The sequence below is a fragment of the Bradyrhizobium sp. 18BD genome (assembly GCF_054185225.1).
In genome coordinates this window covers 20,577-34,062 of the sequence record NZ_JAVAYL010000009.1, presented here as the reverse complement: position 1 = coordinate 34,062, position 13,486 = coordinate 20,577, and the positions used below count along the sequence as shown (strand labels likewise).

13 protein-coding genes are annotated in these 13,486 nt (G+C 65.0%); 6 read left to right on the top strand and 7 right to left on the bottom strand.

Going from position 1 to position 13,486, the window contains the following annotated elements:
- Nucleotides 1–40: 40 nt before the first annotated feature.
- From RAD16_RS17680 to RAD16_RS17665, 4 genes are all read left to right on the top strand, one after another.
- A complete protein-coding gene (locus RAD16_RS17680) occupies nucleotides 41–208 on the top strand; it encodes a hypothetical protein (RefSeq protein ID WP_458159410.1) in 168 nt (55 codons plus the stop codon).
- A 141-nt stretch (nucleotides 209–349) separates the two neighbouring features.
- Nucleotides 350–1,342 carry an NAD(P)-dependent oxidoreductase gene (locus RAD16_RS17675; RefSeq protein WP_458159173.1) on the top strand — a complete coding sequence of 331 codons (993 nt, stop codon included), beginning with the start codon at nucleotides 350–352 and terminating at the stop codon, nucleotides 1,340–1,342.
- A 16-nt stretch (nucleotides 1,343–1,358) separates the two neighbouring features.
- Complete coding sequence (locus RAD16_RS17670) at nucleotides 1,359–2,141, top strand: class II aldolase/adducin family protein (RefSeq protein ID WP_458159172.1); 783 nt, start codon at nucleotides 1,359–1,361, stop codon at nucleotides 2,139–2,141.
- Nucleotides 2,142–2,259: 118 nt separating this feature from the next.
- Nucleotides 2,260–2,661 carry a VOC family protein gene (locus RAD16_RS17665; protein ID WP_458159171.1) on the top strand — a complete coding sequence of 134 codons (402 nt, stop codon included), beginning with the start codon at nucleotides 2,260–2,262 and terminating at the stop codon, nucleotides 2,659–2,661.
- Nucleotides 2,662–2,684: 23 nt separating this feature from the next.
- Here RAD16_RS17665 and RAD16_RS17660 read toward each other — a convergent pair whose 3' ends face one another.
- On the bottom strand, nucleotides 2,685–3,599 hold the full coding sequence (locus RAD16_RS17660; RefSeq protein ID WP_458159170.1) for a LysR family transcriptional regulator: 915 nt from the start codon (nucleotides 3,597–3,599) through the stop codon (nucleotides 2,685–2,687).
- Nucleotides 3,600–3,688: 89 nt separating this feature from the next.
- Between RAD16_RS17660 and RAD16_RS17655 the strand changes: the two genes are divergently transcribed.
- Complete coding sequence (locus RAD16_RS17655; RefSeq protein ID WP_458159169.1) at nucleotides 3,689–4,612, top strand: hypothetical protein; 924 nt, start codon at nucleotides 3,689–3,691, stop codon at nucleotides 4,610–4,612.
- Nucleotides 4,609–5,622: a DUF2891 domain-containing protein gene (locus RAD16_RS17650; protein ID WP_458159168.1), complete on the top strand. Its 1,014-nt coding sequence runs from the start codon at nucleotides 4,609–4,611 to the stop codon at nucleotides 5,620–5,622. The genes RAD16_RS17655 and RAD16_RS17650 overlap by 4 nt, the downstream gene beginning before the upstream one ends.
- A 19-nt stretch (nucleotides 5,623–5,641) precedes the next feature.
- Here RAD16_RS17650 and RAD16_RS17645 read toward each other — a convergent pair whose 3' ends face one another.
- From RAD16_RS17645 to RAD16_RS17620, 6 genes are all read right to left on the bottom strand, one after another.
- A complete protein-coding gene (locus RAD16_RS17645; protein WP_458159397.1) occupies nucleotides 5,642–7,348 on the bottom strand; it encodes an ABC transporter ATP-binding protein in 1,707 nt (568 codons plus the stop codon).
- Nucleotides 7,327–8,169, bottom strand: coding sequence for an ABC transporter permease (locus tag RAD16_RS17640; protein ID WP_458159167.1), 843 nt, complete (start codon nucleotides 8,167–8,169; stop codon nucleotides 7,327–7,329). Before RAD16_RS17640 ends, RAD16_RS17645 begins: the two co-directional genes overlap by 22 nt.
- Entirely contained in the window at nucleotides 8,166–9,176 is a 1,011-nt protein-coding gene (locus RAD16_RS17635) for an ABC transporter permease (RefSeq protein ID WP_458159166.1), read from the bottom strand. The genes RAD16_RS17640 and RAD16_RS17635 overlap by 4 nt, the downstream gene beginning before the upstream one ends.
- 12 nt (nucleotides 9,177–9,188) lie before the next feature.
- Nucleotides 9,189–10,841, bottom strand: a complete 1,653-nt coding sequence (locus RAD16_RS17630; RefSeq protein WP_458159165.1) for an ABC transporter substrate-binding protein — start codon at nucleotides 10,839–10,841, stop codon at nucleotides 9,189–9,191.
- A gap of 413 nt (nucleotides 10,842–11,254) precedes the next feature.
- The gene (locus RAD16_RS17625; RefSeq protein WP_458159164.1) at nucleotides 11,255–11,881 is read right to left on the bottom strand and encodes an FMN-dependent NADH-azoreductase; all 627 of its coding nucleotides are present in this window, start codon (nucleotides 11,879–11,881) and stop codon (nucleotides 11,255–11,257) included.
- A 3-nt stretch (nucleotides 11,882–11,884) separates the two neighbouring features.
- The gene (locus RAD16_RS17620; RefSeq protein WP_458159163.1) at nucleotides 11,885–13,462 is read right to left on the bottom strand and encodes an isochorismatase family protein; all 1,578 of its coding nucleotides are present in this window, start codon (nucleotides 13,460–13,462) and stop codon (nucleotides 11,885–11,887) included.
- Nucleotides 13,463–13,486: the final 24 nt, after the last annotated feature.

Here is a 13,486-nt window from a genome sequence, read left to right as displayed (position 1 = left end):
CGCCCGATTGCGACCGCCGCGTCTCCGTGAGCAGGAGGACGTGCTGGCGTCCGGACGTCTTGGCCAGTACCGCAAGCACTCCGGCTGGGATGAATGGGCGGAGCAGTTTCCCAACGAGCAATGGCTGATGGAGACCGTATTCCGTCGTGCCGGCGAGGCAGCGGCGCAATCGAAGGCGCAGAAGCCTGATGTCGTCGGCAGGAAATAGCAGCTCTGCGCGCAGAGATGAATCGTTATGCTTCGGTCGGAAGCGTCGTCCTGTTGTTGCCCGATGCCGATGATCTTTGAAAAGACTATCTTGCCTCGTGCGCCTAGCATGTCCGCATCAAGGCCATCATGAACGCGTGACATGAACACTCCCCGAATTGAAAGCAAGCGCACCTCCACCAGCGTGCGATCGCCGATCATTGTCAATCAGCTCGGCGCGGAGGTTCGCGCCGCGCTCGTCGATCACTGGTCGCGCCCGCTGATTATAGATCATCCCGCCGATCGTGCGGCGTGGGAGGTCGCGCCGGAGGCCGACGTGCTGCTGACGCGGCCGCTGGCGGGCTGGAGCAAGGCGCCTGCGCAGAAGCCTGCGGGTTGGCCGTTCGGCCTGCGCTGGATCCAGACCGCGTCGACCGGCGTCGATTTTTTTCCGTCGTGGCTGCTCGACGGTCCCGTGGTCACGGTCGGCCGCGGCATCTCGGCCGATCCGATCGCGGAATATGTGGTCGCGGCAATCCTCGGCTTTGAAAAGCGCATCCACGAGATCCGGCCGCGCAGTCGCGAGCAATGGAAGATCGTCCCGTTGGGCTCGCTCGGCGGCAAGACGGTCGGGATCGCAGGCTTTGGCGCGATCGGCCGCGCCGTTGCCGAGCGGGTCAAGCCGTTCGGCGTCAACATCAAAGTGCTCAGGCGGTCGGCCTGGCCATACGCTCTTCCGGGCATTCAGCCCGTGGACAGCATCGAGCAGTTGGTCGAGGTCTCCGATCATCTCGTCCTGGCGCTGCCGGCGACGACGAAGACGGCACACCTCATCAACGCCGACGTGCTGGCGCGGGCCAAGACATCGCTGCATCTGATCAACGTCGCGCGCGGCCGGATTGTCGATCAATCCGCCCTGCTGCAGGCGCTCGATGAGGGGCGGATCGCCGGCGCCACGCTCGACGTCACAGACCCCGAGCCGCCGCTGGATGGCGATCCGATTTACGATCACCCCAAGATCGTCCTGACCCCGCACGTCTCGTGGACGGGAGGCGAGGACGTCAAGCGGCTGGCCGACAAGACGCTGGTCAATCTCGACGCCTATGCGCATGGCGTGTCGCTGGCCGACGTCTTCGACAAGAACCTCGAATACTAGAACAGGAGCCGCAACCATGAACAAGGTCGTCGAGAAGCCCAAGAAGTATTCCCTGGTCGAGCGCACGCCCGCGGCGACGTTCGAGGAGGAGAGGCTGCACCGCAAGCAGCGTCTCGCCGCGACGTTCCGGCTGTTCTCGCGCTATGGCTTCGATCAGGGCCTCGCTGGTCATGTCACCGTGCGCGATCCGGAGTTTCCCGAGCGGTTCTGGATCAACCCGCTGTCGAAGCATTTCAGCCAGATCAAGGTCTCCGACCTTCAGCTCGTCGACCACGACGGCAACATCCTGATCGGCGACAAGCCGATCAACCAGGCCGGCTTCGTGATTCACTCGGCGATCCACGCCGCGCGTCCCGAGGTGATCGCGGCTGCCCACACTCATTCGACCTATGGCAAGGCCTGGTCGGCGCTCGGCCGCTTGCTCGATCCGTTGACGCAGGATTCCTGCGCTTTCTACGAGGACCACGTGCTGTTCGATCCGTTCTCCGGCGTCGTGCTGGAGGCGGAGGAGGGCCGCAAGATCGCGCAGGCGCTGGGATCGAAGAAGGCTGCGATCCTGCAGAATCACGGCCTGCTCACGGTGGGGCCGACCATCGAGGCCGCCGCCTGGTGGTACATTGCGATGGACAATGCCGCCCGCGCCCAGTTGCTCGCCGAGGCCGCCGGCACGCCAAAGCCGATCCCGCATGAGGTCGCGAGCCTGACCTCGCTTCAGGTCGGCACGCACAAGGGCGGCTATTTCAGTTTCCAGCCGCTGTGGGACTGGATCACCGAGGCGGAACCGGACCTGTTCAACTAGGCAGGGCAGCTCCCCCGCTCGCCGGAATTGCGTCAGGCCGCGACATCGTGAGATATCACGGTGCGCGGCTTGTGTTGTTCATGCGGGCTGACGCCGCAGCGGCGAGGAGCAGGGCGACATGACCATTGGACTGCCAAACGAAGTTGAAGTCATCACGCTGTTCGTCGATGACATTGCAGCGTCGAAAGCGTTCTACGCCAAGGTTTTTGGGTCTCAGACGGTCTGGGAGGACGCGGTCTCGTCCGTGCTGAGATTTGGCGGACTTCTGATCAATCTTCTTGACGTATCTCAGGCACCGACGCTCGTCGAGCCGTTGCGTGTGGCGCAGTCCTCCGCGGGGGCGCGCGCGCTCCTGACGATCAGGGTCGCTGACGTCGATCAGGTGTGTTCAGCCCTTCGACAGATCGGTGTCGAACTGCTCAATGGCCCGATCGACCGTCCGTGGGGGCGGCGAACCGCGTCCTTTGCCGACCCGTCAGGTCATGTCTGGGAGATCGCTCAGCTGATTGAACGGAAATAACGGCTTCGTCGGCTCGTGGATCGTCAGAGCTTCCTGCACACACGACTGACCAGTTCGACGAACCAGCGCAGCGCGGGGTCGGCCATGGCGCGGCGGGTGTGGAGGAGATCGATGGTGAACGCATCGACCTCGTAGGGCAGCGGAACGACGGACACGCCCGCCGATGGGGCGAAGCGGCGGGCGATACGTTCGGCCATGGTCGCCACGAGATCGGTGCCGGCGACTGCGAACGGCACGGCAACGACATGAGCCAATGTGACCGCGATGCGTCGCTTGCGCCCGTGCCGGGCCAGCATGGTGTCGATCGCGCCGGGAAGTCCGTCGCCGCCGGCCGACGAGAACAGCACGTGCGGAAGGCGGCTGTAATCGTCCTTGCTGAGCCGCACCTTCTGCCTGGCGCGCTTGGTATCACGAATGCAGACGAAATGCTCCTCGAACAGCGTAGTTCGGGTGATGCGCGCGGAGGCCGGAAGATGGCCGCCGATCAGCGCGTCGATATCGCCGTGCTCGAGGCTCGCGACGCTCAAGGCCGTGTCGATGATGGGACGCACCACGAGATCGATGCCGGGTGCCTCCCGTCGCAGTGCTGCGACCAGCGGCGGCACGACGACGAGGTCGCCGTAGTCAGTCACCGCAATGGAGAAGCGGCGGCGGGCGGTTGCGGGATCGAAGCTTGATCCAGGCGCCAGCACCCCCCTGATCTGTCCGAGCGCCTCGCTGACCGGCCGGGCCAGCGACAGCGCCTTGGCGGTGGGCTGCATGCCCGAAGCCGATCGTACGAACAGATCGTCGCCAAACAGCGCCCGCAGGCGCGTCAGAACGCTGCTCATGGACGGCTGCGCGAGGCCCACGCGCGCGCCGGCGCGGGTCACATTGCGTTCCTCCATCAGTGCCTCGAAGGCCACCAGGAGATTGAGATCGACGGAAGCCAAATTCATTTGAGCAATGATATGCATGCTAAAAATCGATTTCAAGAATGTTGCTGGGAGTGGTCTATTCGGGCGGAAGACCTGATTGGACGGGGCGTATGCGATCCTCCCTCCTGCGCCTCATCCCGCGCGGACCGACTTTGCTGGTGTTCGGCGTTCTGCTCGGCCTTGTATGTCCGGCGCTGGCGGATCTGGCGCGCCCCGTGATGCCGGTGACCATCTTCGTGATCGTGCTCGGGACGCTGCTGCGAATCGATGGCGAGGCCGTCGTCGCCACGCTGCGCCGACCATCGCTGTCCGTGCTGTTGCCCGCAATCGTCATGCTCGCCTGTCCGCTGATGATGGGCGCTGCCGGCCATGCGCTGGGCCTTGCGCCGGAGCTTGCGCTTGCGATCGTGCTCGCTGTCTCGGCGCCGCCATCGAGCGGGACCGCGGCGGTGGCGCGCATGCTCGGGCTTGATGGTGCAGTGCCGCTGGTGGTGACCGTGTTGTCCATGGTGCTGGCTCCGGTCACCGTGCCGCTTCTCGCCGGTTGGTTCGGCGGGCTCGAGATCAGCGCGCTCGAGCTCGCGCTGCGGCTGGCGGTGTTGATCGGCAGCGCGGAAGGTGTTGCCTTTCTGCTCCGCCGCCATGCGGCGCCGGTTCTGGCCGCCCATGGCGGCCTCGTCGACGGCATCATCGTCGCAGCGCTGCTCGTCTTCGCATTGGCGACGATGGCCGGCATCCGGGTGCAGATCGCAGCGGATATGCCGGCCGCAACGCTCTGTGTTGCGCTGGCCTTCGCCAGCAATATCGCCCTTCAAATGGCCGGTGCCGTGTTGCTGCCCGGAACTTTGCCTGAGCGCCTGACGGTCGGGCTCATTCTCGGCAATCGCAATGTCGGGCTGGTCTGGTCGGCCCTCGGCGCTGCCGCCTCGCCACGCATGGCGTTATACTTTGCCGCGACCCAGTTTCCGATCTACATCCTGCCGCGCCTGATCGAGAGCTTGATCGGCCGTCACAAGCGAAAGGCCAGAGCATGACCACGTCCCGTCTCACCCGCGAGCACGCCGCGCAGTTCGCCGCCATCGCGCTCGGCCATGTCGGGCGCGAATATCCCAACAATGTCGATCACGCGTTGGCCGAAGACGCGGACGCCCGCACGCCGCGCCAGCTGCACCCGATCTTCTACGGTAGTTATGACTGGCACTCCTGCGTCCATAGCTATTGGATGCTGGCGCGGCTGCTGCGCCGCTTTCCCGACGTCGCGGGAGCATCCGACATTCGCGCACTGTTCGACGCGCAGTTCGTCCCGGACAAGGTCGCCGCGGAGTGCGCCTACTTTGCCCGCCCGACCGCCCGCGGCTTCAAGCGGCCCTATGGCTGGGCCTGGTTGCTGAAACTGGCGGCTGAGCTCGAGCTCCAATCCGACCATCGCTGGGCGCGCAATCTTGCGCCGCTGGCTGAGGTGATCGCGCAGCGCTTTCGTGATTTCCTGCCGCGAGCGACTTATCCCGTCCGCGTCGGGACCCATTTCAACACCGCGTTCGGTTTGCGCATGGCGGCGGACTACGCGAGCCTCAAGAAGGATGAAGGGCTGGCGGGGCTGCTGCGCGAGACCGGGTGGCGCTGGTATGGCGAGGATCGCGATTGCCCGGCCTGGGGCGAGCCGAGCGGCGACGATTTCCAATCCTCCGCCCTGATCGAGGCCGAGTGCATGCGGCGCCTGCTGCCGTCAAGCGAGTTCTTGCCGTGGTTCGACCGGTTTCTGCCGTGTCTCGCCGAAAGGCAGCCGGCAACGCTGTTCCGTCCTGCGACAGTGACCGATCGCACCGATGGCAAGATCGCCCATCTCGACGGCCTCAATCTCAGCCGGGCCTGGTGCTGGCGCGCTCTCGGCGAGGCCTTGCCGGCAGGCGACGTGCGGCGTGGGGCTGCGCACGAGGCGGCACAGGAGCATCTCGCTGCAGGTCTTCCCCATCTCGCCAGTCATTACATGGGCGAGCACTGGCTGGCGAGTTTTGCTGTTCTTGCGCTTGACGACGAGAATTGAGTGATGCTCTGCGTTCCGATCATTCGGCGGCGATGCTCAGCCGCTCCGTCGCATGCGGGACATCGGCGCCACCTGACGGGATCGAGGCCAGCAGTGACCTTGTATAGGCTTGCCGGGGATTGTCGAAGACCCCAGTGACGCTCCCGTGCTCGACAATGCGCCCGCGGTGCATCACCGAGACGGTGTGCGCGAACTGGCGAACCAGGGCGAGGTCGTGGGAGACGAAGACATAGGTCAGGCCGAGGTCGGCTTGCAGTGAGAGCAGAACCTCGATGATGTCAGCTTGAACGGTGACGTCGAGCGCGGAGGTCGGCTCGTCCAGCACAATCACGTCAGGCTTGAGGACCAGGGAGCGAGCGATCGCCACGCGCTGGCGCTGGCCGCCCGACAAGGCCCCGGGCTTGCGGCCGAGCAAGTGCTCGCCGAGTCCGACATCGGCCAGAGCTTGGTGGACACGCTCGTCTCGGTCCTTGCGGGATCCGATCTCGAACCGATCGAGCGGTTCGCGCACCAGCCGCTCGATCGTCCAGGTCGGGTCGAGCGAGGTGAACGGATTTTGGTAGATAAGCTGAAGGTGACGCCACACGGCGCGGAGCGAATTCGGCGAACGGTTGGTCAGCTCTTCGCCGGCGACCGCGATGGTCCCGGTCTCGGGCTGCTCCAGCCCGAGCAGCAGCCGGATCGCCGTCGTCTTGCCCGAGCCCGACTCGCCCACCAGCGCGTGCGTCGTTCCGGAGGGGACGCTGAACGACACGCCATCGACGGCCGTCAGCCTTTTGCCGTCGACGGTAAAAGTCTTCGTGACGGCGTGGACGTCGATCTTCGGCGTCTGGCCGACGCTGGTTTTACGAAAGCCGGGGTCGCGCAGCCCGGCGTAGCGGTCGGGGTTCAGCGCCGGCACATCGGCGTGCAGCTTCCTTGCATATGACGAGGTCGGCGAGGAGAACACCGTCGCGGTCTTGCCCGCCTCCTGAACGACGCCGTCCTTGAGGACCACCAGCGATTTGGCCCGCTCGGCGGCGATGGCGAGATCATGGGTGATGAGCAGCAGGCTGATGTCGAGCTCCTGCTGGAGCCGCGAAAGCAGGTCGAGAATCCGCTTCTGGATCGTGACGTCGAGCGCGGAAGTCGGCTCGTCCGCCACCAGCAGCGCCGGACGAGGAAGAACGGCAAGGCCGATCAGCACGCGCTGGAGCATGCCGCCGGAGAGCTGGTGAGGATAGGAGTCGTAGACGCGCTGCGGATGATCGAGCCCGACCTGCGCGAATGTCTCCAGGATGAGCTGCTTGCGGATCTTCCTGTCGGGCTCGTCGAGCAGCGCGGCGGCTTCCTGCGCCTGCGCGCCGATCGTACGCACCGGGTTGAGTGAGTTGGCGGGATCCTGCGGGACAAATCCGATGGCCCGGCCCCGCAGCGGCCGGAAACCGCGCTCTGAGATCCCCAGCACCTCCTGGCCGTCGAACACGATCCGGCCGGTGGCGTGCCCGTCGCGGGGGAGCAGCCGCAGCACCGCGCGGGCGATCGTCGATTTGCCCGAGCCGGACTCCCCGATAAGGGCGAGACTCTCGCCGCGGCCCAGCTCGAATCCCACCTTGGTCACGACCTCGTGCCGCCCGTAGGAGACCGACAGGCCGTCGACGCGGAGCAGCGGAATCGAGCGTAGCGGCGTCGGCGCGACCAGTTCGGCGCGGGAGAATATGGAGGTTAGTCCGTCTTGCGGAGCCATCGGCTGATCCTGTTCACAGAGAGCACGGTCCCGATCGTGACGACGGCGGGCGCGTACACCAGCCATGGCCATTTGAGGTAGTCCTTGCCGATCGAGATCAGCAGACCCCAATCGGAAGCGGGGGGCGGGTCGCCGTAGCCGAGGAAAGCAAGGCTGGCGATCACCAGGATCGAGAGACCGAATTGCAGGACCGCGAGCGGGAACACCGAGCGTGACGCGTTCGGCAGCACATGCCGCAGCAGGATATGCCAGCGCGACCCGCCCAGCAGGAACGAGGCCTCGACGAACGTCGCCTGCCGCGTCTTGATCACCTCCGAGCGCATCACCCGGGCGAACACGGCCACCGCCGAGATGCCGGTGGCGATCGCCGCGTTGGTCGTGTCGAAACCAATCGCGGTGACGACGATGACGGCCAGCAGGAAGTTCGGGATCGCCAGCAACACATCGACCAGCCGGGCGAACACGATATCCACCCAGCCGCCGAAGAAGCCGGCCAGCAGACCGATGAGCCCGCCGGTCATTGCGGCGATCGTGACGGCAATGAGCGCGCTCCTGACCGACGACGCGGTGCCATAGACGACGCGGGTGTAGAGGTCGCGGCCGAGATGATCAGTGCCGAACCAGTGCGCGGTGCCGGGGGCGAGCAGCTTCTCAGCGGGAATGCCGTTGACCGGGCTCTGGCTCGAAAACAAGCCTGGAGCGAGGGACCAGGCGATTACGAGCACGATGACCGCGAACGAGAGCGCGACGCTTGGCGGGACGCTGAAAGCCGTCAGCCAGCCGGTCGCCGAAGCCCGCGGGGTGGAGGGGATGCTGCTCATGATGTCGCTGCCTGGGTCGCTTCGGCCGAGCTGTCCTGCGCCGTGCTCGGGCGCTGCCTCACGCCGCCCAAGAGCTTCACGCGCGGATCGAGCAGGGGATAGACGAGGTCGGCGATCAGGTTGACCAGCACGAACACCACCGCGGCCAGTGACACCACGGCCTGCAGGACCGGCAGATCCTGTGTGCTCACCGAGCGCTGCACCAGGCTGCCGATGCCGGTGCGTCCGAAGACCGTCTCGGTGATCAGCGAGCCGCCGAGCAGCTCGCCGATGGTGAGTGCGATGATGGTGACGACCGGGAGCGAAGACGGCTTGAGCAGGTGCTTTACGAACAGGCGAGCCTGCCCGAGACCGCGGCCGCGCGCGACGGCGGCGTATTCCTGCCGGGATTCGTGGTCGAGATTTGCAATCAGCACCTCCGCGATCTGCGCGGAGATGGGAATGCCGAGCGCAATCGCGGCGAAAAAGGTCGCCCAGAAGCTGTTGGGCTCGATCACGCGGAACAGGCCGAGCTGGAAGCCGAAGGTGTGGATCAGCACCAGGCCGATCACGAAGTTCGGCACCGACAGGAACAGCGACGGGAAGCCGCGCAGCAGGCCCTGGCCGAAGCGTCTGGGAACGAACTGTGTACCGTAGGCGATCGTCACCGCGAGCAGGAGCGCGACGGCGAAGCCCGAGGACGCGAGGATCAGCGTCGAGGGAAGAACCTCGGCGATCAGGGTCGTCACCGGCCGGTTGGACCGCATCGACAGGCCGAGATCGCCGGTCACGAAGTGCGATAGCGACGTCCAGAGCTGGACCGGGATCGGCTGGTCCAGGCCCTGGGCGGCGATGATCTGCCTGATCTCCTCCTCGGTGAAGCCGTTCTGGGGATCGCGCAGAACGTTGGTGATGGGATCGCCGGGCAGGATGCTGACGACCACGAAGGTGAAGACATAAGCCAGCAGGATGACGACGAGCGCCTGCGCCAGACGCTTGGCGGCATAGAACAGGTAGGCATTGTTCATGCCGGTCAGCTCCTATTCGCTGATCGTCGCCGTGTAATAGCTGGCATAGGCGACGCCGTTGTAGACCTCGCCCTTGAGCTTCGGCGATTGCACGTAGATGCGTTGGACGATTTGCGTGCGCGGAATGAAGTAGCCTTGCTCCAGCACATATTTTTGGAGCTCGTCGAGGAGCGGCGCGCGAATCTCGGCAGAACCGGCGCCCGCGATCTTGTCACGCAGATCGTTGAGTTTTGCGTCGCTTTCGCCGAGCGCGAACCAGTCCTCGCCATTGTTGGCATTGGTCAGGATGCTCGCCACCGTGCCGGCGTCGATGAAGCTGCGCGTCACCTCATAGGCTGCAACGCCCGGACCGCCGAACCGGACCTTCTCGCCGAACGTCACCACGTCATAGGCGCGGATCGTGACCTTCCAGCCGATCCTGCCGAGCTGCTGGGCGATCAGTTCGTCGATCGCCTTCGATGTCGCGAGATACGGATTTGAATAGAGCGTCAACGTCAACGGCTTGCCGTCCTTGCTGCGGATACCGCCGGCGCCTTTGATCCAGCCTGCTTCGTCAAGCAGCTTCTCGGCCTTGGCGGGATTGTAGGCCAGGAGATCGCTGTGGTCGGTCGCACCGGGGACATTGCTCTGGATGAAGGACGTCGCCAGCTTCCAGTCGGGTGTGTAGACGGTCTCGATGATCTCCTTGCGATTGAGGCCGGCCTGGAAGGCCTGACGCACCTTCACGTCGTTGTACGGCTCCAGCTTGGTGTTGACGGCAAGGCCGTTGACGAAGCCGAGATAGCGCGGTGTCGCGATGGTGAAGCCGGCGTCCTTGAGGGATTTCAGTTCCTGGGGCGAGGGGCTGTAGGCGATCTCGGCCTGACCGGATTGCACGGCGGCGACCCGCAGCGATGGTTCCGATACGAGCTTGTAGGTGATCGAGTTGAGGAAGGCCGGGCCGGTATGACCGACCGCGGCCGGACCCCAATTGTAGTCCTTGCGCTTGACCAGCTTGACGAAGTCGCCCTCCTTCCAGGAGGCGACCACGAACGGCCCGCTCCCCGATGTCTTGGACAGATCGGCCTGCTGCGCTGCGGGCTGCGCGATCGTCTTCGGCGAGATGAGGATGGAGCCGTGGTAACCGAGCGTCGGGATGAAGCCGAGCGTCGGCGCCTTGAAGAAGACTTTGACCGTGGCCGGGTCGATTGCCTCGGCACGGGTGTAGGTTTTCGGAAACAGGCCGACCGGGTTGATGCCTTCGTTCTTGCGGCCGGCGTACCAGATGTCGAGATTGGCGACGACGGCCGCCGCATCGAGCGGGCTGCCGTCGGAGAACGTCACGCCCCTCTTGAGATGGAGAGTGAACTGGGTGGCATCCTCGTTCTGCTCCCAGCTCTCCGCGATCCACGGACTGACCTTGCCGTCGGCGTCGACATAGACGAGTTTGTCGGTCACATGACCCCAGATGTGGCCCTGGAAGCTGGAGATGGAGCTGTTGTTCGGGATCCAGGTGCTGCCGAGTGAATCGATCAGGAACGTGATGTCGCCGCCATTCTGCGGAGCGCCGGCGCTCCTGACCGGGGACAAGCCCGCCATGGCCGTCAAGGCGGCTGCTGCGACGACGGAGGTCGCGGCCAGCAGGCGGCGCCGGGAGAACGAAAGCGAAGGGAAGCGTGCGGTCATGGTCAGCCCCTGATGATTGGTGGCATCGATCGGGCACGACCTCGATGGTCGGTACGATCAGCCGTTTCCGCCTAGCAGAAGCGAAACGAGCGCACCTGGCCATTCCAAAGTTCTCGTGAGATGGACAACAAATCCCTCGGGATCCGGGCCGTGCGCGCAACAGCTGTTTTGTCGTTGCTGCAGACGTGCGCAATTCTGGTTGGTTCATGACCGAAGATGCGTCGGGTGTGGACGCGAAGGCGGGCCCGGCTTTGAGATGATGCTCTCCAAGCGAGTCAATGCGCGCGGCGGATCGCCGGATTGAAAGGACATTCTGTAAAATCCCGCGCGTCAAATAAGAATCCTCTATCGGTCCAATCGCATAGGGGACCGATTGGAGTCGGCGTGAAGCAAATGGGGTCGAGTAATGCGGCTCAGAACCGCTTTGCCATGTCGGTGAGACGACGGTGCGCGGTATCGCGGGCGGCGCGGACCGGTTCGGCGGGGCCTGTCGTCGGTCCGATCGGTACGAAACGCACGTCACTGACGCCGATGAAGCGGAGCGCCTCGCGCAGGTACGGTGTCGCCATGTCGACGCGGCCGCGGTTCATGCCGGTGGCAAAATCGCTGCCCGAGGCGAGGATGACGATGGTCGGACGATCCTTCAGCAGCGGAAGATAGCCGAGTGCCGGGTCGAAGCGGAACGTCAGGCCGGGCTGGATGATGATGTCGAACCACTGCTTCAGCTTGTAGGGGATGCCGAAATTCCACATTGGCGTCGAGATCAGTACGCGATCAGCCAGCGAGAAGCGCAGCGCCATCCGCTCCGCCTCGGCGAAGCTCGCGCGTTGCGCGTCGTTGAAGGCCTGCGCTTTCATCCGCGCATATTTGGCTTCGACGATGGGGCCGGCAAATTCCGGCATGCGCTCGCGCCAGAGGTCCACAACGTCAATGTCCCAATCCGGCCGGGCCTGGCGAAAACCATCAAGGAAGATGCGCGCGCCGGCGCTCGACTCGGAGTCGGCGCGCGGCGAGCAGGAGAGGTGGAAGAGCTTTGCCACCGCTCATCCCAGCGCTCTGATGACGGCGTCCGCGTGGGTCACGACGGCGACGTTCTGCATGGCGAAGTTGATCGAGGCCGAGTGCCAGTCGGCGTTCATGGTCGAGCAGCAGTCCTCCGGCACGATCATGAAATAGCCCTTGTCGGCGCCGGTGCGCGCGGTGTGCTCGACCGACATGTTGGTCCAGGCGCCGGTGTTGATGATCATGTCGCGGCCGGTGGCTTTCAGGATCGTCTCCAGCCGCGTGCCTTCCCACGCACTCATCCGCATTTTCTCGACGACGAAATCGCCGGGCCGCGGTTCGAGGCCGGAAACCGGCGCCGCGCCCCAGCTGCCGCGTACCATGGCCTTGCTGTCGACGAGACCTTCGAACAGCGGCGCATTCAACGTCACGCCGGGCGCGCCAGGCTCGACCACGAACCAGACATGGATGATGGCGACGCCGCGAGCCCGCGCTGCTTCCGCCAGGCGCCGGACGTTCTCGACGACATGCTGTTGCTTGGCATGGCCAGGCGCACCGGAGTCAGCAAACGCACCGCCATCCATGATGACGTCGTTCTGGAGGTCCTGGATGATCATGGCGCAGCGGCCCGGTTCGAGCCGCATCTCGCCGTCGGCGAGGATCGGTGCCGCGGCCGCGGGGCCGGCGTTCGCGGCACCGCCACTGCCGCGCCGGCCGCTCATATAGGGCTCGTGACGGGGGCCGGCCTTGGTCGGAATGGCGTAGACCGAATGCGTCGCGGTGAGGTACAGCGTACGAAAATCCGGTCCGCCCCAGGCGAGGTTCGCCACCATCTCGGGCACGCGAACTTTACCGAGCAGCTCGCCGCGCGGCGAATAGACCCAGACGCCGCCGGGCGCGGTAACCCAGACATTGCCGTGCTGGTCGCACTTCATGCCGTCCGGCAGGCCCGCCTCCAGCTCGGAGCGGATGCCGCTTGCGAACACGCGCGTGTTCGACAGCGCGCCGTCGGCATTGACGTCGAACACACGGATCAGCGCCTGCACGGTATCGTTGACATAAAGCAGCTTTTCGTCGGGTGAGAAGCACAGCCCGTTCGGCTGGTCGAACAGATTGCGCTCCACCACGAGCTTCGGCTCGCTGCCGGGCACGACACGATAGACGCCCTGGAAGCCGAGCTGGCGCGGACGCTCGACGCCATAGACCGGCATGCGGCCATACCAGGGATCCGAGAAATAGATCGCGCCTGTGGAGTGCACGCAGACGTCGTTCGGGCTGTTGAGCTCCTGTCCCTGGAAGTGCGAGGCCAGCACCTCGCGCCGCCCGTCCGGCCGCTCGCGGATCAGCGACGAGGTCGCGTGCTCGCAGACGATCAGATTGAGCTCGGCATCGTAGGTCATGCCGTTGCATTTGTTCGACGGGCGCTTGACCTCGGTGACGCCGCGCCGCGGATCCCAGCGCCGTCGCACGTCGCCCGGCATGTCCGAGAACAGCAGATAATGATCGACCGGATGCCAGATCGGTCCTTCCGTGAAGTCAAAACCCGTTCCGACCTGCGCGACGGGCGCGTAGGGATCGATCAGGGTCTCGAATTCGGAGCGCAAGGTGACGTGCGTCATCGGTCGATCCTCAAGCGCATGATC